The organism is Leptolyngbya sp. CALU 1928 (assembly GCF_056784215.1).
On sequence record NZ_JBXBCE010000001.1, the window covers coordinates 2,017,000 to 2,042,753 of the forward strand.

Below are 25,754 nucleotides of genomic sequence, written 5' to 3' on the forward strand. Positions count from 1 at the left end.
TCATTTAGGCGAGAGCGATGATTTACTGTAAGGATCGTTCCAGTGAAACGTTATTATTTGGATAGCGCAGTCGCTAGCAAAGAGAAAAATGAATGACAGAGTAGACCTTGTATTACACAAGTATTTCTCTCCGGTCACTCAATTAACTCTTTTTAGTACTCTGTTGCAATTGACCTTTTTCAGATTCAGGTGAGTCCGATTTATAAACACGTGGACTTAATCCAAACGTTCAAAACCCCAAATCCAGTGATTGGCGTTGTCCATCTCCTGCCTTTGCCAACCTCACCTAAATGGGGCGGCAGCCTCAAAACGGTGATAGACCGCGCAGAACAAGAAGCAGTGGCTCTGGCATCGGGCGGAGTGGATGGCATTATTGTAGAAAATTTTTTCGATGCGCCATTTACTAGTGGACAGGTTGATCCAGCGGTCATCAGTGCCATGAGCCTGATTGTGCAGCGGTTGATGCATATGGTGACGCTGCCAATTGGTATTAATGTGCTGCGGAATGATGCTCGGAGTGCTTTGGCGATCGCCACCTGCACCAATGCTCAATTTATTCGGGTCAACGTCCTTACAGGAGTCATGGCAACTGACCAAGGCTTGATTGAAGGCTGTGCTTACGAGCTATTGCGCTATCGTCGAGAACTGGGCAGTGATGTCAAAATCTTTGCGGATGTATTAGTGAAACATGCCCGTCCCCTGAGTTCTCCAAACCTGACCGTTGCGGTGCAAGATACGATTGAACGGGGGCTTGCCGATGCGATTATTTTATCGGGTTGGGCAACGGGCAGTCCTCCTAGTTTGGAAGACTTGGAACTTGCTAAAGCCGCCGCGAATCATACTCCTGTATTCATTGGAAGTGGCGCAGATTGTGAGAATGTAGCTAGTTTAATGCAAGCGGCTGATGGCGTGATTACCTGTAGTTCGCTGAAGCGCCATGGTCGTCGCGATCAACCGATTGATCCAATTCGGGTGAATCGATTTGTAGAGGCAGTGCGGCGGGGAATGCCAGTTGAGGCGATACCTCAATCTCTTCCGTCTGTGCGGTTGCACTCCTGAATACTTGTATTTTTAAGGAAGCTTGGATGAATCGTCAAATTTACGCGATCGCTCTATTGGGGCTTTCCATCAGCACAGCACTGATAATTGTTCGCCCAGCGGCGATCAGTGCCAAACCCAGACCCGCCGACGTTACCGTCAGCGTTGCCGATAGCAAAGCGTTAACAGAGTTAGCCCTGCACTTGAAGAAGATTAATGCCAAGATGTACGGAGCCTATTGGTGCCCACACTGTACGCATCAAAAAGAAATGTTTGGCAAGTCTGCCATTCAATTCATCAACTATATTGAATGCGATCCCCGTGGTGCAAATGCCAAGCCCAGCCTCTGTAAAGCCGCCAAGGTAACCGGATACCCGACTTGGGAAATCAATGGGAAGCAATACGTGGGGGTGCAATCTTTAGAAGAATTAGCAAAATCGTCTGGCTATAAAGGTTCCACCAAGTTTTAGGCACGTCTCAGGGGGCAGGTTTTAGGGGTGAGGATAAGAAGTACAGCGTAAGGGAAATTGTTCCTTGAACACAAACGGGAACAGAATGGGGCAAAATAAAGACGAGATTGCTATAGATGGATTCTGGTTAATTGTATGGGGTTGAGCTATGTCTAGTCTTGTGGGTCGTCGTCGTAATGCTCCGTGGATTCATCGCTGGTCACGCCAAATAATTGGGGCGATCGCGATTCTTGGCGCAATCAATACGGCATACATCACCATCACCAAACTCTCAAAGACCGTTGCCGCTTGCCCTACTAGTGGCTGCGAACGAGTCTTAGACAGCCCCTATGCTACGGTATTTGGATTGCCTCTGGCTCTATTCGGCTTAGCTGCCTATGCGGCAATGGCAGTTTTTGCGCTAGCTCCTTTAGCCGTAAATCCTGAGAAAAACCGGAAACTGCGAACCACTCTAAACGACATCACTTGGCGGCTACTGTTCATTGGCGCAACTGCCATGACGGTTTTTAGTGGTTACCTGATGTACATCATGGGGTCACAGTTCGTTTCAAAATTTGGCGCAGGCGGGATTTGCTACTATTGCATCGCCTCTGCGCTGTTTGCCCTTAGCATGTTTGTCTTGACTTTGATTGGGCGCGATTGGGATGATGTCGGTCAACTAGTGATAACGGGGATCATCACGTTGATGGTCACCTTAGTTACGACTCTGCTGATTTACGCCAATCTTCCATCTGCTGCTTCGCCTTCAGCAACGGGCGGCAATACAGGACCCGCGGTTGTCAACACATCCTCCCCGGCAGAGATTGAATTGGCAAAGCACTTGAAGCAGATTGGGGCAAAAATGTATGGAGCCTATTGGTGCCCTCATTGCCATGATCAAAAAGAACTGTTTGGCAAAGAAGCCGCTGCGATCTATCCCTACGTAGAGTGTGCGCCAGATGGAGTAAATTCCAAAACAGAAGTCTGTCAAGAGATGGCACCCAAAATTGAGAAGCAAACAGGGCAAAGTTTTGGCTTTCCGACTTGGGAAGTTAAGGGTCAGTATTTGACAGGCACTCAGCAGTTGACTGATTTGGCAACCAAGTCAGGCTATCAAGGACCGCGCAACTTTAAGAATGGAGTCTAGTTTCTCTAGTCCATTCAGATCGTTAGTCAATGCGCCGTTCTAGCTGCCACAGGATTTGGTTCCCTTCGCGGCGAACGCGGGAGACTGCCCAGTTACGCCAGACCCAGTTATCTCCACGGCTGGTGACAGCGCTGGCGTTGACATCCATTAAATCTGCCAGTTCAGAACTGGTGATTAGATACCCCTTTTCGGCAATTTCATCGGCAATCCGTAGGGCTTCAACAGTGTCACGCAGTTGAGCGACTTTAACCTCACGGGGAGCGCCATCAACCGTATCTGGCGTGAAAGAGGGCTGTAGGTCTGTCATCGGTTCAAGAGTTGCAACGGTGAGCGTAGAATCGGATTGTATAGTGTTTAACTTCAAGGCGGCTGACTCAAGTGGAACTGATTTGAGAGGAGTTTTTGTAGGCAGAGGTTCGGTTTTGTTAGGAGTGATTATCTGACTGGTTTGAACTTGAGTCAGCTTAGGGTTTTTTCCAAGACTGAAGGCACGGGCGATCGCGTCACAGCGTTCATTCCCTTCATTGCCCGCATGAGCACGCACATAGCGCCATTGCACTTGGGTAGAATTTAGCAGATCTAATTCTTGCCACAGGTCTTTGTTGACCACATCTTTGCCCGTGGAGGTTTTCCAGCCCTTTTTTTTCCAGCCTTTAATCCACTCAGTAATTCCTTTTCTGACATATTCGCTATCGGTATACAGTTCGATCGCATCTGTGGGGTGATCAGTGAGAAACTTGAGTGCTGCGATCGCGGCTTGCATTTCCATCCGGTTATTGGTAGTTTGCCGATCTGCGCCACCCAGTTCGTGGCGAGAGCCATCCTTGAAATAAACGACTACGCCCCAACCGCCTGGTCCCGGATTGCCACTACACGCGCCATCTGTATAAATACTTTGAATCATTATTTATCTGTTACAACAATCAAGATACTAGGCTTAGAGCCGGTTCATCAGTCTGCTCTAGCTGATCCAAAATGGCAATCACTTCTCGTTCAAAGGTGACTTGGGCGCGGTTTGTGGTGCCGCCTACATAGCATTCTCCGCTGATTTGCAATGCCCAGATTTGAGAATGGGAGACATAGCTCATGATCACGCCTGCCATTAACAACGCAAACCCAGCATAAACTAAGGGAATTCCTGGATCAGCTTTAATTTGTAGCCCGGTGCTGCCGACTAATTCCAGAATTTTTAGGGTGACTCCATTCACTTCAGTGCCCATTCCTGCTCTTGCCGTGGAAATGAGCTTGCCGTCGTTGCCATAGATAATCAGAGTGCCTTGGAGGTCTTTAGCGATTAGCGAGACTCCTTCACTGAGATCTGGCTTTGTAGGAATCCAGGTGCCCCAGAGTTGTCCCTTGCCGCCTGTATCGAGTTGTGCCATGGGCAGTTGAAAAATCGGGCTGTTGTTCAGGCGCACCCGCACCGACGCGATCGACCAAGATGCCTGATACAACGTGACTCCTTTATAGGTCAGCGGTTCATTCACATGGATCGTCTTCCGTTTCACCTCTTCACCTTGGCTATTTAAGATAGACATATCAGAGTAAAACTGATCGATATTGCCATCAGGGGTGTAGTCGATCCAGAAACGATTCACTTTAACTGACCAATCCTTGGGGATTTGAGGCGTTGCCCACGGTCCAGCGTCCGTAATATTTTGAATTTGAAATGTGTTGCCGCTGGGGATCATTTCCTGAGCAATGAATCCGGTTAGCGCACCCATGATGCCGCCTAACAAAATAATCAGAATGCCAATGTGGACAATGATGGGACCGACTCGCCCCACTAGCCCTTTGTGAGCATACAGAGAATCTCCTTGGCGAAAAATGCGATAGCGACGACTTGCCAACAGCGGCGCGAGATCATCCAGCGATCGCTGAGGTAAAGTAGCACTCAAGGCGAATTTTTGAAACTGGCGGGGTTGCGTATAAAAATTCCAGGTGCGAGAAAACCAGCGGAGGGACGGAATTTGTCGTTTGAAAGTGCAAGCCGTCAGGCTAGAGCCAAATAGCACCAGTAATCCCAGAAACCACCAAGTGCGATAGACATGATCGAGTCCCAAGGTGAGCAACACTTTCCAGGTGAGAAACCCAAAAAGGGCAGGCTGTTCGGGATAGTTTGCCTGATAAAACGCGATCGACTGACCCTGTTCTATGACTGTGCCGGAGATACTGAATAGGGCAATTAGCAATAGTAGGGCGATCGCCAACCTCAGATCTGCCAAAAATGGCACCAGTTCGCGCTTAAAAAAAGTTTGGGGAGCGGCAGTAATCGTAGAAAATTTTGATAAAAAAGTATCTTTTGCAGTCATTGCCCTATTGCCTTTAAACAATTGCCTCATTTTTGAATGAAGCCTCAATTCAAAATCTAAAAACTGGTGACTCTAAATAACAGCGAGAACACCCCAAAAATAACAAGCAAAAGACCACTCGCTGGCGTAATCCAGCCCGACCAGCGACGCAGTTCCAACAATTTTTTAATCGAAGCGGTAAACGTGCCTGCCAAAATTAGCGGAGTCACATAGCCCGCCGTATATGCCAGCAGCAAGAGGCTGCCTAACACAGGATCTTTTGTGGTAGAAATCCAGGCGAGCAGCGTGGCTAGAACAGGCGTGCTGCAAGGAGAGGCAACTAACCCAAAGGTGACCCCAATTAGGTAAGATTTTGCACTAGTGGGTAATTCTTGCGAAAACCAATCCATTCCGCCCCAAGATGGCAATCTGAAAGGCAACGCTTCCAGCAGATTTAAACCCATCAAAATTGCGATCGCGCTCACTATAATCGGCAAACCTAAGCCAATTTGCCCATAGATTTTCCCTACTACGGCTGCCAGAATTCCCAACCCAGCCAAAGTGGTTGCTAACCCTAGGGCAAACCAAGTCGATTGTGCCGCCGCTTGCAGTCGGGTTTTGGCTTCGTAGCCGCCAATATAGCCAATCGTAATCGGCAGCATTGACAGCATACAGGGTGTCAGACTGGTCAATAAACCCGCTAAAAAAATGATCCCTACGCTGACGGGAGTCAGATGGGCAAGTTGATTGGATACCAGCGTATTGGCAAACTGAGCCAATTGATATAGTTGGGTCTGGAAGGCTTCAAACATTCTTTCTAGGGCGATCGCGCTTTTCAACTACGCCTATTCAAACTACAAGCGTTCGTTCAAATACTTCTCTATCTTAATCTGCTTAATGCGTTGTACCGAGGGACATCAAGTTGCCCGACGAGGAATCTTAGGAGTGCGGAGCGATGTTTGGAGCGATCGTTGCCCAACTCGGGATCTTAGAGGAACAGGCTGACGATTATTACGGTGATCATCCAAGCGCACCACTTTTGCCTCCCCACTTTCTCGCGCCACCCGAATCAGCAACCCGGCTGCAATCAAACTGGATATCATCGAACTGCCACCATAACTGAGCAATGGAAACGGCAATCCCGTCGTCGGTAGCACACCCGTCGCCACACCGATATTTAACAACGATTGCCCAATTAACAACACCATAATTCCGATCGCCACCAACCGATGAACCGTCGTACTCGCCTTCAGCGCCACTCTCAACGCCAACGTGGCATACACCGCCAGCATCACCAACAGCATTAAGCACCCTACAAAGCCAAATTCTTCTGCAAAAACCGCAAAGATAAAATCAGTATATTGAATGGGCAGATAAAATAACTTCTGCTGAGATAACCCAAATCCAGTTCCCCAGGCATTGCCCGAAGCCACTGCCAAAATACTTTGAATTAGCTGATAGCCGTCCCCATGGGGGTCAGCCCAAGGATTCAAAAATGAAAGAATCCGCCGCAACTGATAGGAACGCAAACTCACACTCAACGCCACAATTAACAAGCCGGCAAGTGCAGTTCCACCCAATTGCACATAGGGCAAACCCGCCCCCAAAGCAACCAACCACAGCATCATGCCGCAGAGAGCCGCCGTACTTAAATTTGGCTGGAGCAATACACCCGCCACAACTAATAGGAAAATTCCTAGCCAAGTGATCCGCATAGACCACCGTAGCCGATCCCACTGAGAAAAAACTCGCGCACTTTGTAGTACCAGAAAAGGCTTAATCAGTTCTGAGGGCTGTAGGGGAAAGGGCCCAATGAATAGCCAGCGAGATGAGCCATTCACAAGAATCCCTACTCCTGGAATCAGGGTCACTAAGATTAGCCCCAAAACGAGCAGCAAGACCCAATCAGCAACCCCAATAATGAAGCGAATTGGAGTGTGGACTAAAAGATTAAAGCCGACCAAGCCAATCAAAACCCAAATTATTTGGAGTTTAAAGTAATATAGCCCGTCTCCCTGTTCCGCATCTCCAACGGCATAAGAAGCCGAAAACACCATTGCTAAGCCAATGAACAGCCATACGAACGTTAACCAGCGAAGCAATCGTGCTTCTAAAGCCCAATCTTTGGCAGCCGTATCAAAAAATGGAATCAGGTGACGTAAGTTCACAAGCTTCTCAATGAAAATTATTGGAGGATAACGAGCAGGCTCTTGGGCTGAGTTTAATCTTTCAGCCGCTTATCAGGTGACCAGTCTAGGGCAGTCTTGGCAATCAGGCAAGACTTGTAGCTAAATTTAGCGTGTTGTAAGCCCCATTAAGCCAAAGGACGCTGAATCCAGCGCCCTTTCAAAAAATATTTACTGAGTTAAGTTAAACCTGAGCCAACGCAGGTTCTTGTTGGCGATTTAGGTGCCGAGATTCTTGAGGTTCCGCACCGTAAACTTCGCAAGAATTGTTGGGGCTTTCAATTAACTTGACTTTATATAGCTGTGCGCCGATTTGCTGGATGGGTGCTTGTAGTAAATCGCGGATATGAATAGCAATATTTTCTGCCGTAGGCACTACATTTTCAAAGTAGGCAACGTCTTTGTTTAGGAAAGTGTGATCAAACGGCTCTACTACAAAAGTATCGATCGCGGCTTGAAAATCAACCAAATCAGCAATCATGCCAGTGCGCGGATCGAGGGTTCCTTTGATCGTTACTTCCAAGTGGTAGTTGTGCCCATGTCCATTGGGTCGGGCGCACTTGCCGTAAATTTCGGAGTTTTCTTCAAAACTCAGATCAGGACGAGCCAAGCGGTGAGCCGCGCTGAAATGAGTACTAATAGTTAGGTAAGCTTCCATATCGTCTCCGTAATAATCTGCCCAAAGTTCGGGATGTTCAAATAGCTGAATGCGGACGAGTGGAAGATGGGGGGCAAGCCGTTGCCAAATTACGCGCGCGATATTTTCGGTTGTGGGCAGCGTTTGCCCAAATTCTTCCCAGGCATCGTTTAGATAGGAAAAATCAAGCTGGCTGGTAATCTCGCGCTTGATAATGTGTTTTACGTCTGAAAGATTTAGCACCATGCCGTACTCGTCCAAGTCGCCCAGCATGGAGACAAACAAAACATAATTGTGTCCATGTCCTGGAAAACGGGTGCAGGCACCAAATCGAGTCAGATTTTCTGCTTCGCTGAATTCTGGCAACCAATAGCGATGGCTGGCAGAAAATTGGGCGCGCCGATTAATCGTACATTTCATAAATTCCGTGCCAGAGCAGCTTAGGAAACTGTAAACAAGATGCAAAGTTTTGCGAAGCACCCTATTCTCAGGATAACCAACATTGACGGCGATCGCGGGATATTCTTAGTATTAGAATATGATGAACAAGTGTTAAGAAACTTTTTCATTGAACTTTTTTAGATGCTTTTCCCACTGCTTATCCCAGCGTTACCCATGGCTCAATTTGAACTGATTACAGGGATGCGATTCTTTTGCCGCTTCTCTCAGAAATGGCTGGCTTACCTATTTGCTGGCTTAGCGGCATTCTCGATCTGGCTAAACCCTGTGGGTTTGTTTGCAAATTCTGCTGCATACGCTTTCAACAATCCAGACTTGTTGCCAAAGAATGATACCGCCGTAATCGATCTGGCAAAGTTTTTGAACAGTGACCAAGAAGCGACTTTGGCGAAAGATCTAGAGCAGTTTCAAGAAACGACTGGCTGGAAACTGAAAGTCTTGACCCAGTTCGATCGCACTCCTGGAACCGCCGTGAAAGAATATTGGGGGCTGGATGATCACAGCGTTTTGCTGGTGGCTGATCCCAGAGGCGGCAATATTCTGAACTTCAGCGTTGGGGATGATTTTTATCCACTGATGCCGCGTGTGTTTTGGATTGAACTGCAAACTCGCTTTGGCAATCAATTCTATGTGCGTGAGAATGGGGAAGATCAGGCAATATTGGGGGCGATCGCATCGATCAAAACCTGCATTTTGCAAGGGGGCTGTCAAGTCGTTCCAGGTTTACCTAAGGAACAGTGGATTTTGACTCTAATCACCTCAATTCTGGGTGGAGTCATCTGCGGTTTTGCTGCCCATCCTCGCAAGGAAGGGCAGGGGTTTTCCTGGCAGTGGGCGCTAATCTTTTCGCCACTCTGGGGTATTTTGTTTATTGCGTTTGGTATCGCTCCCGTCGTCACCCGCACATCCGATTGGTTGCCCCTGTTTCGCAATGTGGCAGGCTTTTTGATTGGCGCACTGGTGGCATTTTTAGCCCCATTGTTAAATCGTTCTTCCCCATCTGAAACATAATCGCCTATCCTGTTTCTAGTCTCTTCGGCGTTTTGTCGATTGGTGAATGAGTCTAAAGGCAAAACCATGGAATGGCATGTGACGGACGCACAAAGCTTAGCGTTGATTGACCGCGAAGTTGGAGAGCATACATTTTCGCCAGCGGAGTATGAGATTGTTCGTCGGGTAATTTACGCCACGGCAGATTTCGATTACCAATCGCTGATTCGATTTTCAGAGGTCGCCTTACAGTCGGGCGCAGCAGCATTAGCGGCTCGAACTACAATTGTGGTCGATGTGCCCATGGTTCAAGTAGCGATCGCGTCTACCATTCAGCATACTTTCGCCAATCCGGTCTATTGCAGCATGGATGCCTTAACCCGTCCGCAAAAGGAGAAAACCCGCGCCGCTTGGGGGATTGAAACCTTGGCACGCCGCTATCCTGAAGGAATATTTGTGATTGGGCAATCTCAGACCGCACTCACAGCGATCGCAGAACTGATTGAAACCGAAGACATTCGACCCGCGCTGGTGATTGGCACCCCGGCGGGTTTCGTTGGGGCAGATGTGGCAAAAGATCGGTTAGCCGATTCACTCGTGCCCTATATTACTATCGTCGGACGAAAAGGCAGCCCCGTTGTGGCAGCGGCAATTGTCAATGGTTTAGTCGATTTAGCATGGCAAGCTTATGGACAGGAACAGCTAGGCGTGAGTTGATTGAGAACTACCAATCATTATTCGTGGAGCGACGCGATCGCCGTTTTTGAGACGGGGCTGACTGATAATCCGAGACCGCTTGTGTGCTGCGTCTGCGGCGATCTGGTGCATCCTCGCCTCGGCTGCGTGTAAGTGCGCCACCCCTAGAATTTGCACTCTTTGGAGTTCGCTTAGAGCGAATAGGCTCAGTTTCCGCCGGATCTGCCATCTCAGGATATGCCGCCTCAGGAAATTGAGTACTGAGCCGACGACTGACATCAATAAAGGCATCCTGCTGTAAGTAGGGATAGTCACTAACCCAAAGATTATGATCTGGAATGTAAATATCAGTTGTTTGGGCAATCCGTCCCAGATCTCCCCGATTTGACAGCACCAGCATTTCTGCCACATCACCCAAATCTATCGCTCGGTGATAGCGCTTGAGTGGAACCTGCAATTGAGCCGTAAAGCCTGTTTCATCCCCTACTTCTAAATTCAAACAGCGCTCCCGATTTTCCACAACCACTAACTCACCCCGATTGTTGACGTTTTCTTCAGTGCCAATCAGTTCTTCTGTCAAAAATATGTCTGTCACCCGACCCTGCCAAAAGCCAGCATATCCAAATCGGCGATACTCCATATTGCGAACGCTTGCCCATAGAACGGGTGCCCAAATCCAATACAGTCCAACGGTTAACCCAACAAATAATAAGATGCCATCGGGGATCACCCCAAAAAATAGCACCCGAATGAAAACGAGCGCAAACATGCCTACGACTGAAATCAGCACCCGTTTCAAGAAGTCGCGTGGCTTGCCCCAAAAATAAGCATATTGCCCTCCTGTCGCAACCAGTGGAATCAGGCTTTCAAACGTTTTTCGGGTAAGAGGAACTAACATAGGACGGATCAACTGCTTAAGTCATTGCTACGAGACTAACACTTGTCGGTTCGTCTGGAGGAGGATGACATACGGAGTGCTGAACTTACGCTGGTGCTTACGAGGTTTGTTGAAGCAGCTACAAAGTGCCGCTGTAATCTCTAGGGTAATGAATTTGCCGAAGATGGCTTTAAGGTAAATCTACGCAAGATCCTTACCTAGGTCTAGGTCAAATCGGATAAAACATTAGAAACTATGCGGATGGATTTAGGACAGATATGCTGCAAAATTAAAGGGACATCTGAGGAACGTGATTCGGAAGAGCTAAGTAACTAGGGGGCAACTATGTTGGCTTAGTTCTTTCAGTTAGAAAAGCGTTTTACAGGTAGACAGCCTGACCCTGGGGGCTTTTAAGGGTCAGGCAATTTTCTTCTAATGCCCTAAGTCGGCACTACGACTTCACAAAAGTAATTTGCTGGTCTACCAAATTATTCATTGCTTTAGTTGAGATCGCGGTGATCGACTTCAGCCAACTGGTTGATCAAAATCACAGCCGAAAAGTTATGTTTTGCGTGGAACCCTGGACACTCGCTTTACAGAATTTTTTCTAGACCATAAACCAACGATTTCAACTGCATCACTTTACGGATAGCCAGCAGAACCCCCGGCATGTAGCAAGCGCGATCGCTCGTATCGTGCCGCAGTGTATAGATCTGACCCGGTGCGCCAAAAATAACTTCCTGATGGGCAATCAATCCAGGTAGGCGAATGCTATGAATCCGAATGCCATCTTCGGTGAGGCTACCGCGCGCACCTGCAAGTTTTTCTGTTTCTTCCACGCTAGATGGATTAAAGGGCTTGCCGATTTCTCCTAACAGTTCAGCCGTTTGCAGCGCGGTTCCACTGGGAGCATCTGCTTTTTGATTATGGTGTAGCTCAATGATTTCCACGTGGTCAAAATGCTGAGAGGCTTGAATCGCCGCCTGTTGCAACAAAACCATACCAATAGAGAAATTAGGAATCAGCAGACAGCCCATGCTCGCTTTATCCGCAAACTCCGTTAAGTTGGCAATTTGAGCAGGGCTAAGCCCAGTGGTGCCCACCACCGGACGCACTCCATAGGCGATCGCGATCTGAATATTTTCATACACTGAGTCGGGATGGGTAAAATCCACCATCACCGCAGGCTGCTTCTCTTGAGAAACAAATGCCAGCATAGGCTGGAAGTCGGTGGTGATAGGAACTTCCAACGTGCCACAGCCTGCAAGCTCTCCGGCATCCTGCCCCAAATACTCAAGGCTGCGATCGACGGCTCCCATGAGGGTCATATCGTCTGCTTGGGCGATCGCTTTCACGACTTCACGCCCCATTTTACCCGCCGCACCATTCACTAACACTGGGATCGGGTCTGACATTGCTAAATACCTGGAAATTAATGACCTTGGTATTCTAAAAGATAAGAGCGAAGAAAGAAGAGAGAAAAGGGAGGGAAGAGAGGCGAGAAAAAGCTAAAGCCTAGGAAAGCGGTAGTAAAATCTCGAATTCGGTGCCGCTGCCGTGGATTGGGGTATCTGGGGTAGCCTGATGAATGGGTGAGTTGCCTAAGTGTTTGGTGCAAGAGTCGCCCAAGGTTGCCCCCCGCGATCGCACCCACAATTTGCCGCCGTGCTTGGCGGTGACAATTTGATAGCTGACGGCAAGGCTAGTTTCTTTTTCTGCCCGTTTTTTGACGGAGAATGATTCTAAAATCTCCTGCTGTGCTTCTTCCGATAAGCCTGGTCCATTATCGGCGATACAAATTAACACCCATCGTGCCGAAGGGCGATCGCCCATTGCTAAGGAGCAAACTTGAGTGGTGATTTGAATGATGGGTTTAGCAGCAGCAGCAGCATTTGGCGGAGCATGGCGCGATCGAAATTCTTGATCAAGCTCTTGGCTAACTGCTTGGTTCATCAAGGTATCTAAACAGCGGCTTAAAATATTCATAAAAACTTGCTGTAACTGCCCAGGAAAACACAATACGGGCGGCAATTGACCATACTGACGAATCACTTGAATCTCGCTGGTTAATCGGCTTTTGAGCAGCAACAAAATCCCATCGATTGCTTCATGCAAATCGATAGGTTTCGGGTAAATCTCATCAATATGGCAGAAGTTTTGCAGGCTGGATGCTAGTTTAGACAAACGTTCTGCTCCTGTTTTAACGCTGGCGATCGCTCTGGGCAGATCTTGGCGCGAATACTCAACATCCAGATCGGTTTTTAGCTGCTCAATTTCTGCGGAAGGGACAGATAAATGCTGTTCATAAACGTCCAGCAAGGTGAGTAAATCGTTGCTATAGCTGGCAATATGGCTGAGATTGCCCCAAATAAAGCTCACTGGATCGAGAATTTCATGGGCAACCCCATCGACCAGTCGCCCTAAACTTGCCATTTTGTTGTTTTGGATCATTTGCGCCTGAATGCGTTCATAGCGCACTTGGGTTTCAATGCCGCGAATTTGCCAGTGGGCGATGTTCAGTTCGTGGATATCTAACAGATAGTAGATCTGATCGTCTTGAACAATCACGGGTTCACCTAATAAGTCGGGCGATCGCCGCAAAGCCTGCTGAGCCGCAACCAAAATCGGCGTAGTTCCCGATAGCACTAACAAATCACATCGAGCATAGCTGTAGAGTACCTGAAGCGACTCTGCCAAAAAAATATCCAACCCATGGGGACGAATCAAATACTCTAATAATCGCTGCCGCGACAACATGCCCGCATAGACGCTTTGGTTCACTAGAATTGCACCCGGCAGGAACGGATGATGCTCAAAAACCTGGGCGAGTTGCCATCCTGAACACCCGTTCTCAATTTCAAATCGATGCAAAGGCAAGTCTTGTAGCGTAGACTCCAAGTGCAGAGCCTGACCACTCCCTTCGGATAATGTTGGAGTCAGCGATTGGCAGGATTGACGTGACACAAGCAAGATGACCTGGATATAAGATCGCTTAAAGAAGCTGATCTTATCAGACTGCCCAAATTATCCACTTTTATAGCAAATCTCTAATCAGAGAAATTTTTCCGGAAAAATTGGCTCGCATCCTAAACCCCAATGGGTACCAGTTCTTGCAAGGCTTTAACCAACTCTATAGTGGAAAGATAGCGCTCATCTGGCGCAGGATTGGTGAGCTTCCGCAAAATTGGCACCAGTTCAGTATCAATTCCTGGTACATACTCTGGATAAAATCGATACCCCTGTTCGCGCTGAGTATAGAAAGTGCTGGGAGGTTTTCCGGTGAGTAAATACACTAAGGTTGGAGCAAGCGCATATAAATCGGATGCAATAAACGCTTGCCCTTGCTGTTGTTCGGGGGCGGAATATCCCGCAAAGTCTGGCTGAATTGCCATTTTTAGGCTTCTACAGGGGTAGAGACCGACTAGGGCGATGTCTGAATTGGCGGAAGCGCGGCGTAGAAAATTTTCAGGGCGAATATCTTGATGAATTAGGAGCGGTGTTTGCTGATGTAAATACTCTAAGGCGTGGCAAGCTTGAAGAATCCAGGCGATCGCCTGTTGCAAAGAACTTGTGCCAGTGGTCGCAATCACTTGCTGTAACGACTGCCCATACAATGGCTGCATGACTAAGTAAGGTTGCCCACCTGCAACAAAAACATCAATAAAACGAGGCAGCATGGGGTGGTTAATCTTAAGAAGTTGCTCAGCTTCTTGCTCAAACAACTCTATGGCTTCGGCATGGCTAGCCCATTCAGGATTTAGAGTCCGCAGCATCAAGGTTTGCCCATCCTGCCAAACTAATTGGGTAATGCCTAAGCGATCGTGTTCCAATACTTTCACGACATGATAATCCCCAATCACGCCTAAGGTGTTAAGCGGTTTGCCACAATCGAGACAAAACAAGCGTTCGGTGCCGATATAGCGCTGGCAGCAGTTTGAAAGAATTAGCTTATCGCCAGAATCAGGTACGGCATAACTTGCCTCATCCACGTCTACGATTGTTTGAACATGAGTACCCTGCTGATTAGAAGTCTGAGCAGTGGAGTTGCCACTATTGGTTTTAAGTTCTTGGTTAGGAATTGAGGCTAACGCAGGGCTGGGTGCAGAAATTTGTACATTGGATGCCGCAGATGTGGGGTGTCGGGTGCGTTGACCCACGGTTTTCTCACCTGGTTCTGGGTGAGCCGTATCCGCACCTTTTACGCCAAGATGAATTTGAACATTGGGTCCCGATCGCGCTAGACGAATAATTACACCGTCTTCAACCGGAACTTTCGTAATCCGCCGTCCTTCAAGGTATGTGCCGTTTGCCCCTAGGTTGACAATTTCCCAGCCGGTTTCTCCTTGGCAAATTTCAACGTGATGCCGAGAGACAACGGCGCTATATAAAATGACATGGTTATCGGTAGAGCGTCCAATCCGAACAACAGACTCGTGTTCAAAGATCCAGCTTTGAACGGGCACGGACTGCATGGGATGCAACAAGGTCAGGGTAATCACGCTGGCAGGTAGAGCCGAAAATTTGTGCTGTGAACTGCGATTCTGATGCCAGAAAGTTGTTTCTATCCTACGGTGCTTTGGCAGTCGTTGAATAAAGAACTTTGCTCAAAGGCGATAGGACGAACCAGAATGAATTGCACACAGTGTATGGAGACTTTAGAGTGAGTGTTGACGATTTTTAGCAGTCTTTCAGGAAATTTAAAAGAGTCTTCGTCATCTAACGTAACTCAATTTTGAGAGGAATCTACGAAAGTTGGAAGAGAAATGTCACTTTGTCGCCTTTACCTAACCCAATGCGATCGCCGGGTCTTAATCGATGTCGATTCCCTAGGGCTAAGGGCAAATTGTTGATGTAAGTCCCGTTGGAGCTACCCACATCCTCAATGTAATAACTATCTCCTTCTAGACGAATGTCTGCATGAATCCGCGAAACGACTTCAGAATTGGGAAAGCCAGACACGTCAATATCAGGTGGGATGCGATCGTTGGGCTTGCCAAGATGAATCACCATCAGACCTTGGGGTAGCTCAGCAGCCGTATTGGTTTGGACATGCAGAAGCTTTGCAGTCTGTTTTTGCAGTTGGGTACTGGTTTCACTGGACACCGCAGCAGGATTATCACCCGCCGTGGCAGCTTGCTCAACTAGTTCAACTGGCTCAACAGATGCAACTGCCACAGGTGGCACAACCAAGGCAGGCAGCGGTTCAATTGGCTCAACTAAAACGCTAGGCACAAAGGTTAAAGGGTGTTGGGCAGGCGAGTCAGGAACACTTAGCTCAGGAACACTTGCCGGAGTTTCTGAGAGCGCCAGAGCCTCTGGTAAAGATACGTTATCGGGTTCAACAGATGCAGAGGTGACTCCAGCGGCACGCAGATTAAACCCACACTGACCGCAAAAGCTCGCATCAGATTGGACGATCGCGCCACAATTTGGGCAAGCAGCAGTAGCAGGTAGGGGTGTATAGCAAGCTTCGCACTGCACTGCACCATCAGGATTGGGATGATTGCAATTTGGACAAACAATCATAGGAATTTCATAGTTCTCAGGACTATCATATTCGCGATCGCGGCAATTGGGTACATGAAGAGGTTCCAGGGGTCGGGTTTCAGGGTGGAGACTCGCCATGCGCTATTCGCCATTCGTCATTCTTCCCCGGCGGCTTGATCGAGCAGCCACCAAAGTTCGCCTTGGGGTTGAATCAATCGGGCGGGATAGAGGGTGTCGTCGTCTTCGGAAGCAAAAATATGGTCTAGGGCGGGGCGTTTGCTGGCTCCAGCAACGAGGAAGAGAATGGCGTGAGCCTGGTTGATTAGGGGTGCGGTGAAGGTAATGCGGGGTTGTCCATCTTTGTTGCCGACGGTGATTAGGCGATCGCTGACCTGCAAGGCATCGGTATGGGGAAACAGAGAGGCAGTGTGTCCATCATCGCCAATGCCTAAGAGAATAATGTCAAAGGCTGGGAAGGTGCCGTCGGAGATCTGGAAAAAGGCTTGCAGTTCGGCTTCGTGTTGGGCGGCGGCATCGGCTGGGTCGGTTGCGCTGGTGGGCATGGGGTGAATGTTGGCGGCTGGCAATGGCACTTTATCGAGCCATGCATGACGCGCCATCCCCTGATTACTGTCGGGGTGGTCGGCAGGAACGTAGCGCTCGTCGCCCCAAAACACATGAATTTTGTCCCAGGGGAGATCCTGCTCTGCCAGTTTTTCATAGAGGGGCTTGGGGGTGCTGCCGCCTGCGAGAGCGATGGTGGCAAGTCCCCGCTGGGCGATCGCGGCTTCAATTTTGGCGAGTACAATTTCTAGCGATCGCTCGATCAAGGCACTTTTGTCTGGCAACACTTCCACAATCGTTTGCATGGTTTCCACTTCCATCACAACTCTCAAAATCATAAGCGCTAAGGACTAAGCAGATGCCAAATCATTTGCCTTATTTGTGGATGCTTAGCCTTTAACAGTGACTTGATAAGATAAACTGAATGGCTGAAAGTTAGCCCCTGATTTTGCCGTTCCGGTTAGTTTCAGTTCATACAGTCCCGCTTTTGGAAACGTGATAGTCGCTGCGGGAACGCCTTTATACCGTTCTACGTTCAGCTTATTCAACGTTGGCTTCATTACTGGAGGAGTTTTTCCTGCTTTGTAAGGAACCGGATAAACGGCAAGTTGACAGTTGCACTGAGCGAGGGGAATCACTTTTCCACCGCGACGGGTCAGCGCGAACCAAGCCGTGGAGGGTTTTCCAGCGGCGGGATTGTGGTTAGGTTCAATATGGAATGTTGCTGCGACATCCCCTGCTTTTGAGGTTTCTATTTCATGGGCTACCACAGGCACAACCAGCAGCAGGGGGGGCAGCAATGTCCCCAGAACTTTACTTCGATTTGAGAACAGGCGCATAAAATCGCTCCAATGATAACAGTGACCAAATCCAACGTTGGCGAACCAACAAAACGAACAAAGTTAAGCTTGTCAACAAAAGTGTTGATGTGACTTGACTACCAGACACTTCCAGGGCACCGAAGTAGTGAGAGCCGAGCCATAAAGTATGCCCGACTCCTAAAACTAAGGCTGGAATGTTAAGCAGATGAATCCATCGCCAGTAATGTCCTAGTGTGCGGACTGCGCGATCGCAGCTTGTGATAGCGGCAGGAGTCATCAACGCCAAGGCGATCGCTCCTGCCCACAACGCAGCTTGTTGCTCTGGCAGCATAAACGCGATCGCGTCCATGTTCCAGTTGAGATTGTGCTGAACCATGTGTAGGGTATGGGCAACGGCAAGGGCAAAGGCACCCACACCCAACGCGCGACGATATTTGAGCGGAGCAGCCCAGAGCCGACTAATCGGACGGGCAACTAGCGCCAGCATTAAAAGAAGCAAGGCTCCATGCCCGGTGTAGTCTTCCATTTCGCCCGTTCGGAGCAAGATCAGCGACCCGATCGCGATCGTCACCCAACCACCCAAGCGAAACAGTTGACTGCGGCGATCAGCACTCAGCAATGAGGCAGATACGCCGATTCCGACCATGGAGGGCAGGGTTCCCAGTCCAAATGCCAGCATCGTCACCATGCCATGCCAGAGGCTGCCCGTTTCGGCGGCTTTAATTTGGGCAGTGTATAAAAAGCCGCAGGGAATCAAGCCCCAGGTTAGTCCTAATAACAGTGGAGTCCACCAACGGGAGTGGAAAGAGAGCTTCATCATCCCGCTGTTCAGAGTTTGATGGAGTTTTCCTTGGGTCAAGGGGTGCAGCAACGGAATTTTAGGCAGCAGGTTGGGTTGAACTTGAACTAGACCCATCCAAATCAGCAAAATCCCTGTGAAAATTGCCAGTCCTCGCCGCAAGCCACTTTCAATTCCAGCCAGTTGTCCGCCTGCGATTAGGACTGACCCCAGCGCTCCAATTCCTGCGCCGATCGCCGCATAGCTGACAATTCGACCCACGTTCAGGAGTCCGTGAAAGTAGAGCGATTGTTGCCAAGTTGGAGCGGCAGAACTTTTTTGCGAGAGTGAAAATGCGATCGTTAAGGGACCGCACATACCCACACAGTGACCAAAACTGCCGAGAAACCCCAAAACCATAATCAACAGCAGATCCACTCGGTTTCCTACCTTCGTTGACTGCTTCAACAATCAGAAAAAGCTTCAAGAACATCCCAACATAAATGGTGTGAGGAGAGTTGTCAAAAGACAGTCGGTCAAACCAGTAAATAATATTTAGTCAGAGTGCGTTGAGCGGAGTCGAAACGCCCCTACCCGTTTAATAAGGCTTCCACGAATTCGTAGCTGGAGAAGGGGCGCAGGTCTTCAATGCCTTCACCAGCACCAATAAAGCGAATGGGTAAGCCGAGTTGCTGGACGATCGCCAGAGCAATCCCACCTTTTGCGGTGCCATCTAGTTTGGTCAATACTACGCCGCTGAGTTTTGCTGCTTCTGAAAATACCTCTGCTTGTCGTAAACCGTTTTGTCCAAGGGTAGCATCTAGCACGAGCAGGGATTCTACGGTAGCATCGGGCGCTTTTTTGTCGATAATCCGACGCACCTTACTGAGTTCATCCATCAGGTTCTTTTTGTTTTGCAGCCGTCCAGCCGTATCAATCAGGAGTAAATCGCTGCCTCGCGATTGGGCGGCGGTGATGGCATCGAAAACTACCGCTGCCGGATCGGTGTTTTTGCCGGGATTGGCGATTACCTCTACACCACTGCGAGATCCCCAGACTTTGACTTGCTCGACGGCAGCAGCCCGGAAGGTATCGGCGGCACCAATCAGGCATTTGTAGCCCGATTTTTGGGCAATGTGCGCCAGTTTACCAATGGTGGTAGTTTTTCCAGCCCCGTTCACGCCCGTCATTAGCCAAATATTGAGCGTGTCGGGTTTGGGCGCAAAAGTGGCGCTAACAGTGTTCCCTAGGGGGCGATCGAGCATGTCGCGCAGAATTTCTTTGAGATAGGTAATAGCAGCATCAGGAGGTAACACTTCGGCTTTTAAGCGCTGTTGCAGGGCGGCGATAATGGCATCAGTGGCGGCTACACCCACATCGGCTTGCAGTAGTGCTGACTCGATTTCGATGACGGCATCTTGAGTCAAGGGACCTTGCCCAACGATCGCCCGGAGTTGATTCACCAGTCCGCGCCGAGTTTTATCCAGTCCTTGCCGCAGTTTGTTCAGCCAGGTAATTTCTTCAATAGAAATATCATCAGCGCTGCGACCCTGAGACGCGAGAATTTCGGCAGACCAAATGAAGCCTTCGTCGAGGGTGAGGTCGGGTGGGGAAGTAGAGGGAATGGAGGATGGAGAGGCAGAGGGAGCAGAGGGAGTAGAGGTAGAGGAAGTGGAGGGAGTAAGCTCAGAGGCGGGAATTGCAGTTTCCCGGAGTTTTTCGAGTCGGGCTTGGCGCTCGGCTTCGGCGGCTGCCCAAAACGGTAGAGGAGTCGTGGGTTCTGGTGTAGATTCAGCCGGAATGGAGACATCCAGTTCTGGAGTGTCTACTTCGCCAGCGGGTTCGGATTCCGCAACGGGTTCGGATGGCCCTACAGATTCAACAGATTCAGACTCAGCAACGAGTTCAGATTCAGCGATCGCTACAGATTCAACGGGTTCATTAGCGGGGGGCTGAGGGCGATCGCTCTCTGGTTGGTCTATTTCAGGCGAATCAACTTTTTCAGCGGTATCGGGTTCCGCGATCGCCGGAGCTACCTCTGCTTGGGCGGCTTCTTGCTGACGTTTGCGAATATTTTCGTAGGCAATTTTTGCCCACTTCAATTGGTCTTCAGCAGGGGCAACAGTTTCAGGCTCAGACTCAGGCTGAGCGGGTTGAACTTCCGCCGGAGCAGCGGGTTTGGGTTCCTGATTGTCGTGGCGGCGGCGAAACCAATCAAACGTCATTGCCCTTTCCTTAAACTGATTGCAACAAGAAACACAGATCGAACTCTAGCTGTTTTGGGGAGACTTGCTTTCGACTCGGACGCGATCAACGACGCGACGCAGCACTCCATTAATAAATCGATGCCCATCTTCGCTGCTGTAACGTTTTGCCAGTTCTACTGCTTCATTGATGGCGATTCGCTGAGGAACCGCTAAATACAGAATTTCGGCAACGGCAATCTTGAGGATGTCGCGATCGATGGTTGCCAGCCTGCCCAACTGCCAATCGACCAATGCCTCCGTCAGCAGTTGGTCGATTTCTGAGCGATTTGCCTTAGTTGTTTGGATGATCTCTAGGGCATAAGCACGGACATCATGCTGATTAGCAAGCTGCACCATTTCGGGAAGCTCGATCGCCGCGCCTAAGCGATTGATTGCAGTTTGAGTGAGCGTGAGCGCCTCCGTTACCATGGCATGGGCACTAGCCACATCCGTTGCACGAGTTTCGCTGTTCAGCAGTCGCGTATTGCTTTGCTGCAATTCTGCCGAGGCAGTTTCTAGGGCATCTTGCACTTCGGATGTTAAGGTGCGGACGGCTGCCACTACGACATTGTGCAAAGGCTGCGCCTCTAGATTTTCCTGAGTGGCAGGCAACTGACTAATACTCAGCAGGGCTAATTCCCGCGCAATTCTACGAGCTTGCATGATGGCATCCAAAAAAAAGACTGGCTTCAGGTTTGAATCCCAGCCCAGTCATCTTAACAAGGTTTAGCGGATGTTTGATCGGCTTAGTTATCCTCAAGGGCGATCGCCTGTCGATTCAGTTCCATCAAGGAATCCAAAGAAGGACGACTAGCAGGCGGTAATGAGTTAGAGGCCGTCATCTCTGGGCTAACAATGCCGCCAGAAATAATCACTTTAAAGGCATCTTCAATGGGCATCGATAGGTCGATGACTTCACTTTCGGGTACGATGGCATACCATCCTGTGGCAGGGTTTGGAGTCGTGGGGATAAAAATGCTCAGCATTGATCGAGGAAAATGAGATTGCACTTCCCCGCTGATTACGCCCGTGACAAATCCCAACGACCAAATACCGGGACGAGGATATTCTACTAACACCACCCGGCGAAATCGATCGCCTGAATCCTTTAAAAGAGTTTCTAGTAATTGCTTAAGCGTTTTGTAGACGGCTCCCGCTAGCGGAATTGCCTGCACCATTTGCTCTCCCATGTCGAGCAGCCAACGTCCGGCAATATTGCGTGCCATCAAGCCAATCAACAAAATGGAAGACAGGGGAACTGCCAACCCTAGCAACAGATTTAAGACATTGACGAGTGAGGGATTCAGTCCATCAAACGGATTAATTTGACTGGGAATGCGTGTCAGAAACCCAATCACCCAGCTTGCGATCGCGAAAGTCAACCAAATCGTAGTCGCCAGCGGAATAATCACCAGCAACCCGGCAATCAGGTCGTTCTTCAAATCCTGTTTTAAGCGTTGGAGGACAGGGAGCCTACTCTCTTTCATGAATGCAAGAACCCGGTGTGTAATCCGTTTTTTTATCTAGGAAGCTATCAGAAGCTATTAGTGTTTCAATCGCATAACTCGCAGCAATGAAAGCAGATAGCCTCGATACTACTTAACTTTACAGCTTAAGACTTATAAACGAAACAAGTAAAGAAATGTTTCATGATCTCAGTTTAAGGAACATCAACACCAAATGCCGCACGAGCAAGACAATCACACCGCTCCCATTACGCTTTGATGCAGGTCACTCTCAAATTATGAGCGATCGCCTTATTTTCTAGACACAACTCTTAATCGACTACTTCAAAACTGGCGACTTCCAACACGGGACCGATCATGGCGATCGTCATCACATCCTCGCGGATTTGACCCGACACTTTCACTTTGAGTCCAGCTTTTTGCAAATCCGCCGGAGCTTTGTGCAATTCATAGGTTTCTTTGCTGCTGACTAACGCCCAAGCGCCCATGCCAAAGCCTTTGCGCTCAATTGTGCCTTCTACTTGAATGCTCATGCGATCCGTCCTTCTGGTTTAACAACAAGCCGTACCAACGCGAAACAAAGCATCGCATTCACGCCTAGGAATAATCGTGCCGTAATGCCATCGCCCAACCACATGAGCGCAGGGGTCGTGATCGCCGCGATCGCTAAAAACACTGCCATGCCGATCGCGCTACCGATCGCAAACCCTTTCCAGGTGCGATGTCCCAACAGCAGCAGCACCAACCCCAGCGGGATCAAAATGCTAGCAAAAAAGGGATTGAGTCCACTGCTCAATTGAACCGCACTGCCCATCTCCGCCAGGGAACTTCCCATGAGACGAAAGGGCCACTGGGGCGCATCAAATAAATAAATCCCGCGCAGGAAAAAGATCCCCGTACTGCCCATGACTAAGCCAGAGGACAGCGACCAGGTCCAGGCAAAGGGAAAGTAGATTTTCAGTAACCACGCCAGCAGATAGGAGCCTAGCACCATCGCCAGTTTAGGTCCCAGGGAAATTACGCCGCCATCGATCCAGAAGCGCGGATTGAGGTAGCCATTATCTCGCAGCCAGCGGAAGAAATCTTGGAAGGAAATTTTGCCTTGGGCTGCCAGCTTGACGGCGGCAGCGGCATCCAGTTTACCCGCCCCAAAGTGATTCATGTTGTCGTCTTGAACAACTAGCGCTGACTGCTTGATGACTTCTTCAATTTCATCGGGATTGGTCACCCCAGCGGCTTTAATTAACGCCACCACCCCGGATACGTGAGGAGCGGCCATGCTGGTTCCCTGAAAGGCTTCAAACACTGATTCTCCCGTTTGGGGATTGAGCGTATTTTGCAAAATGCCGCCCGTTTTGTCTTCCCCATTAATCAAGCCACCTGGAGCCGAAATATCAATTCCAGCGCCATAGTTGGAATAGGGGGCTTTGCTGCCTGCGGAGTCTAGGGCAGACACGCCTATCACATGAGGATACCGAGCTGGATATTCAGCGGCATTGCGTCCTGCATTGCCAGCCGCCGCGACAATCACCACGCCTTTACTGTGGGCATAGTCGATCGCCTCTTTCATCAACTGGCTTTCACCGCCACCGCCCAAACTCATGTTAATCACATCGGCTTTTTGATCCGCCGCAAACCGAATCGCTTCCGCAATATCGGCAACCGTACCGCCGCCTTCTGCACTTAAAACCTTGAGTGGCATCAAATTCGCTTCATAGGCAATTCCAGCAACGCCAAACTTGTTATTAGTGGCTTGGGCGATCGTCCCTGCCACATGAGTACCGTGCCCGTTATCGTCTCGAACGCTGGTGCGATCATTCACAAAGTCGTAGCCGCTCACAAAGTTGGTATCCAACAAATCGGGCACTTGACTAATACCCGTATCAATCACGGCAACCGTAATGCCTTTCCCTTTTGTTTGATCCCAGGCTGGCTCTACGTTAATGCTCCGCATATTCCACTGTTTGCCATACTCTGGGTCGTTGGGCACGGCATAGGTACGGTAAAGATAGTCTGGTTCAATAAATTCTGTGTACTTGCGGAGGTCAGAGTTTCTGAGCGTGTCGAGCAGCTTTTTATCTCCGGGCATGATGAAGACATGGTCTGCTAAAGAAAATTCGCTGTTGTAGCGGGGAGAAGCACTATAGGTTTGGGCGATCGCATCAATTTGGCTCTCAATTTGCGCCGCTCCCACATCCTCCCGAAAGTCTAGAATGATGGAATTGTAGTTGCCCTCAACGGCTAACCCTGGAAAGGTGGTCAGCGCCCAGCCCAATCCCACAAGAAACAAAACCACCAGCAACAACTTCTTCATGCCATCCGCCTAGTCAAGACTGGTTACTACCTTAGCTCACCTCTATTAAAAGTGGCAGAGAACTATATTGCGATCGTTACAAGGGAAGAGCAAAGGCAAGAGGCGAGGGGTGAGGGGCGAAGGGCGAGTAGAAAAAGGGTTCATAGCATTGTCTGAACCTGTAGGCTTAGAAAAGCAGCAATTTGTCTGTTATGGCTGTCCTATTCTGTTGGGACACTTTTAAATAATTACTGACAAGTAGACACTGAACAGTTTTGAATTTTGAATTCAAAACTTAAAACTCAAAACTTTTCTTCTCCCCTTATGGAACGTGGTCTTTTTTGGTTATCGTTGCTGGCAGTGTTTGTTGGACTGGCGTGGGCTGGTCGGAAAGAATTTCAGAAGGTCGAGGCGTATCGGCTGTGGGCAGAGCAGTTTGAACGGGCGAAGTATGACCTTTATGCGGTGATTGGGCAACAGGGCGATGAGTTAACCTGGGGCACTCCCACGTCTCAAGGCATCGTGGATACAAAAACGTTTTCCCTAAAGCAGGTGCAGTCGATTCAACTGTTGGTAAATGGGAAAGCAGCCGATTGGGAGAATCCACCTGCCAAGGGACGCGCTGAATTGGAGTTTTCTTATACCAACAATGCAGATTCTATCCGCATTCCCTTTACAGAACCGCCCCTTGCCGCCCAATGGGGTCAGTTTTTGGATAAGAAATTAAAGATTAGAGATTGAAGAAAATAGCTTGTCGAATTCATCCGGCAGAAGATTTTGGGCTATTAATTCTTTTTCTACAGCATGTTTAATAAACGCTTGATGGTTTTCCATTTCTATCAACACTGCGTATACATCAACTGAGTAACGAGTCTTGATGAACCTATCTGTGCATGTTCCCGCTTTTGGTGCTGTATTCAGCGTTTTTTCTAAGGCACTTTTCTCAGAAGTGTGTCCATTACTAACTTGGGTGGAAGAAATTTCAGTTGAACGGATAGGATTGCACTCAAAGTCTCGACCCGATACATAATCAAGGAAATCAGAATTTAATTCACTCTGAGTCCGTGCTAAGCGTTCGAGGAGAATCTCTTTTTGGGATTTCATCTCAGCAATTTGCTTTTTAGCTTTTGAAAAAGTTTGTCTTAAGTTAGCTAACTGTTGTGATGAAGCTGCATTCTGACTAGAACTTGGTTGCAGTTTTTCTATTCTAGTAATTGCCTGCCCTAAACTAAGCGCACCTTGTGACACCCGCGTTATTTCTTTATCAATGCTTTCTATAAGGTTTTGGATAGATTCTTGGGGAGTAGGCATCTTAGTTCTCTACTTGGC

The 25,754-nt window shown here is 49.0% G+C and carries 25 protein-coding genes; 6 read left to right on the forward strand and 19 right to left on the reverse strand.

Annotated features, from left to right (window positions below; translation table 11 throughout):
- Positions 1 to 189 precede the first annotated feature (189 nt).
- The 3 genes from btpA to AC1S5B_RS09380 all read left to right on the forward strand — a co-directional run bounded on the left by btpA (position 190) and on the right by AC1S5B_RS09380 (position 2,634).
- A complete protein-coding gene (gene btpA, locus AC1S5B_RS09370; RefSeq protein WP_482035406.1) occupies positions 190 to 1,059 on the forward strand; it encodes a photosystem I biogenesis protein BtpA in 870 nt (289 codons plus the stop codon).
- A gap of 26 nt (positions 1,060 to 1,085) precedes the next feature.
- The gene (locus AC1S5B_RS09375; RefSeq protein ID WP_482035407.1) at positions 1,086 to 1,508 is read left to right on the forward strand and encodes a glutaredoxin family protein; all 423 of its coding nucleotides are present in this window, start codon (positions 1,086 to 1,088) and stop codon (positions 1,506 to 1,508) included.
- A 148-nt stretch (positions 1,509 to 1,656) separates the two neighbouring features.
- Positions 1,657 to 2,634: a vitamin K epoxide reductase family protein gene (locus AC1S5B_RS09380; protein WP_482035408.1), complete on the forward strand. Its 978-nt coding sequence runs from the start codon at positions 1,657 to 1,659 to the stop codon at positions 2,632 to 2,634.
- A gap of 22 nt (positions 2,635 to 2,656) precedes the next feature.
- Here the strand turns inward: AC1S5B_RS09380 and rnhA are convergent, their stop codons facing one another.
- From rnhA to AC1S5B_RS09405, 5 genes are all read right to left on the reverse strand, one after another.
- Positions 2,657 to 3,538, reverse strand: a complete 882-nt coding sequence (gene rnhA, locus AC1S5B_RS09385; RefSeq protein ID WP_482035409.1) for a ribonuclease HI — start codon at positions 3,536 to 3,538, stop codon at positions 2,657 to 2,659.
- 19 nt (positions 3,539 to 3,557) lie between these two features.
- Positions 3,558 to 4,946: a cytochrome c biogenesis protein gene (locus AC1S5B_RS09390; protein ID WP_482035410.1), complete on the reverse strand. Its 1,389-nt coding sequence runs from the start codon at positions 4,944 to 4,946 to the stop codon at positions 3,558 to 3,560.
- Between the two features lie 56 nt (positions 4,947 to 5,002).
- On the reverse strand, positions 5,003 to 5,737 hold the full coding sequence (locus tag AC1S5B_RS09395) for a cytochrome c biogenesis protein CcdA (protein ID WP_482035411.1): 735 nt from the start codon (positions 5,735 to 5,737) through the stop codon (positions 5,003 to 5,005).
- Positions 5,738 to 5,842: 105 nt separating this feature from the next.
- Positions 5,843 to 7,093: an FtsW/RodA/SpoVE family cell cycle protein gene (locus tag AC1S5B_RS09400; RefSeq protein WP_482035412.1), complete on the reverse strand. Its 1,251-nt coding sequence runs from the start codon at positions 7,091 to 7,093 to the stop codon at positions 5,843 to 5,845.
- A gap of 202 nt (positions 7,094 to 7,295) precedes the next feature.
- Positions 7,296 to 8,168 (reverse strand): 6-carboxytetrahydropterin synthase, encoded by an 873-nt coding sequence (locus AC1S5B_RS09405; protein WP_482035413.1) that lies wholly within the window; start codon positions 8,166 to 8,168, stop codon positions 7,296 to 7,298.
- Positions 8,169 to 8,363: 195 nt separating this feature from the next.
- Between AC1S5B_RS09405 and AC1S5B_RS09410 the strand changes: the two genes are divergently transcribed.
- Positions 8,364 to 9,218: a TPM domain-containing protein gene (locus tag AC1S5B_RS09410; protein ID WP_482035414.1), complete on the forward strand. Its 855-nt coding sequence runs from the start codon at positions 8,364 to 8,366 to the stop codon at positions 9,216 to 9,218.
- Positions 9,219 to 9,260: 42 nt separating this feature from the next.
- Positions 9,261 to 9,914: a precorrin-8X methylmutase gene (locus tag AC1S5B_RS09415; protein ID WP_482035415.1), complete on the forward strand. Its 654-nt coding sequence runs from the start codon at positions 9,261 to 9,263 to the stop codon at positions 9,912 to 9,914.
- 7 nt (positions 9,915 to 9,921) lie between these two features.
- Here AC1S5B_RS09415 and AC1S5B_RS09420 read toward each other — a convergent pair whose 3' ends face one another.
- The 13 genes from AC1S5B_RS09420 to AC1S5B_RS09480 all read right to left on the reverse strand — a co-directional run bounded on the left by AC1S5B_RS09420 (position 9,922) and on the right by AC1S5B_RS09480 (position 24,446).
- Positions 9,922 to 10,791 carry a phosphate ABC transporter permease gene (locus tag AC1S5B_RS09420; RefSeq protein ID WP_482035416.1) on the reverse strand — a complete coding sequence of 290 codons (870 nt, stop codon included), beginning with the start codon at positions 10,789 to 10,791 and terminating at the stop codon, positions 9,922 to 9,924.
- 572 nt (positions 10,792 to 11,363) lie between these two features.
- The gene (gene dapB / locus AC1S5B_RS09425; RefSeq protein ID WP_482035417.1) at positions 11,364 to 12,185 is read right to left on the reverse strand and encodes a 4-hydroxy-tetrahydrodipicolinate reductase; all 822 of its coding nucleotides are present in this window, start codon (positions 12,183 to 12,185) and stop codon (positions 11,364 to 11,366) included.
- A 100-nt stretch (positions 12,186 to 12,285) separates the two neighbouring features.
- A complete protein-coding gene (locus tag AC1S5B_RS09430) occupies positions 12,286 to 13,734 on the reverse strand; it encodes a sensor histidine kinase (RefSeq protein ID WP_482035418.1) in 1,449 nt (482 codons plus the stop codon).
- Between the two features lie 122 nt (positions 13,735 to 13,856).
- Positions 13,857 to 15,242, reverse strand: a complete 1,386-nt coding sequence (locus tag AC1S5B_RS09435) for a protein kinase domain-containing protein (RefSeq protein ID WP_482035419.1) — start codon at positions 15,240 to 15,242, stop codon at positions 13,857 to 13,859.
- 271 nt (positions 15,243 to 15,513) lie between these two features.
- Positions 15,514 to 16,296, reverse strand: a complete 783-nt coding sequence (locus AC1S5B_RS09440) for an FHA domain-containing protein (RefSeq protein ID WP_482036614.1) — start codon at positions 16,294 to 16,296, stop codon at positions 15,514 to 15,516.
- A gap of 116 nt (positions 16,297 to 16,412) precedes the next feature.
- Complete coding sequence (pgl, locus tag AC1S5B_RS09445; RefSeq protein ID WP_482035420.1) at positions 16,413 to 17,159, reverse strand: 6-phosphogluconolactonase; 747 nt, start codon at positions 17,157 to 17,159, stop codon at positions 16,413 to 16,415.
- 51 nt (positions 17,160 to 17,210) lie between these two features.
- Complete coding sequence (locus tag AC1S5B_RS09450; RefSeq protein WP_482035421.1) at positions 17,211 to 17,660, reverse strand: hypothetical protein; 450 nt, start codon at positions 17,658 to 17,660, stop codon at positions 17,211 to 17,213.
- Positions 17,635 to 18,888, reverse strand: coding sequence for an urease accessory protein UreH domain-containing protein (locus AC1S5B_RS09455; protein ID WP_482035422.1), 1,254 nt, complete (start codon positions 18,886 to 18,888; stop codon positions 17,635 to 17,637). The genes AC1S5B_RS09450 and AC1S5B_RS09455 overlap by 26 nt, the downstream gene beginning before the upstream one ends.
- Positions 18,889 to 19,010: 122 nt before the next feature.
- Complete coding sequence (gene ftsY, locus AC1S5B_RS09460) at positions 19,011 to 20,645, reverse strand: signal recognition particle-docking protein FtsY (protein WP_482035423.1); 1,635 nt, start codon at positions 20,643 to 20,645, stop codon at positions 19,011 to 19,013.
- Between the two features lie 45 nt (positions 20,646 to 20,690).
- The gene (gene nusB, locus AC1S5B_RS09465; RefSeq protein ID WP_482035424.1) at positions 20,691 to 21,329 is read right to left on the reverse strand and encodes a transcription antitermination factor NusB; all 639 of its coding nucleotides are present in this window, start codon (positions 21,327 to 21,329) and stop codon (positions 20,691 to 20,693) included.
- Positions 21,330 to 21,412: 83 nt separating this feature from the next.
- Positions 21,413 to 22,153: a DUF502 domain-containing protein gene (locus AC1S5B_RS09470; RefSeq protein ID WP_482035425.1), complete on the reverse strand. Its 741-nt coding sequence runs from the start codon at positions 22,151 to 22,153 to the stop codon at positions 21,413 to 21,415.
- A gap of 290 nt (positions 22,154 to 22,443) precedes the next feature.
- Positions 22,444 to 22,665: a hypothetical protein gene (locus tag AC1S5B_RS09475; protein WP_482035426.1), complete on the reverse strand. Its 222-nt coding sequence runs from the start codon at positions 22,663 to 22,665 to the stop codon at positions 22,444 to 22,446.
- The gene (locus AC1S5B_RS09480; protein WP_482035427.1) at positions 22,662 to 24,446 is read right to left on the reverse strand and encodes a S8 family peptidase; all 1,785 of its coding nucleotides are present in this window, start codon (positions 24,444 to 24,446) and stop codon (positions 22,662 to 22,664) included. Before AC1S5B_RS09480 ends, AC1S5B_RS09475 begins: the two co-directional genes overlap by 4 nt.
- Positions 24,447 to 24,749: 303 nt before the next feature.
- On the opposite strand from AC1S5B_RS09480, the gene AC1S5B_RS09485 reads away from it, so the two are divergent.
- Entirely contained in the window at positions 24,750 to 25,166 is a 417-nt protein-coding gene (locus tag AC1S5B_RS09485; protein ID WP_482035428.1) for a hypothetical protein, read from the forward strand.
- Here the strand turns inward: AC1S5B_RS09485 and AC1S5B_RS09490 are convergent.
- A complete protein-coding gene (locus AC1S5B_RS09490) occupies positions 25,149 to 25,736 on the reverse strand; it encodes a hypothetical protein (protein ID WP_482035429.1) in 588 nt (195 codons plus the stop codon). The two genes, AC1S5B_RS09485 and AC1S5B_RS09490, sit on opposite strands and share 18 nt — an antisense overlap.
- Between the last annotated feature and the right edge of the window lie 18 nt (positions 25,737 to 25,754).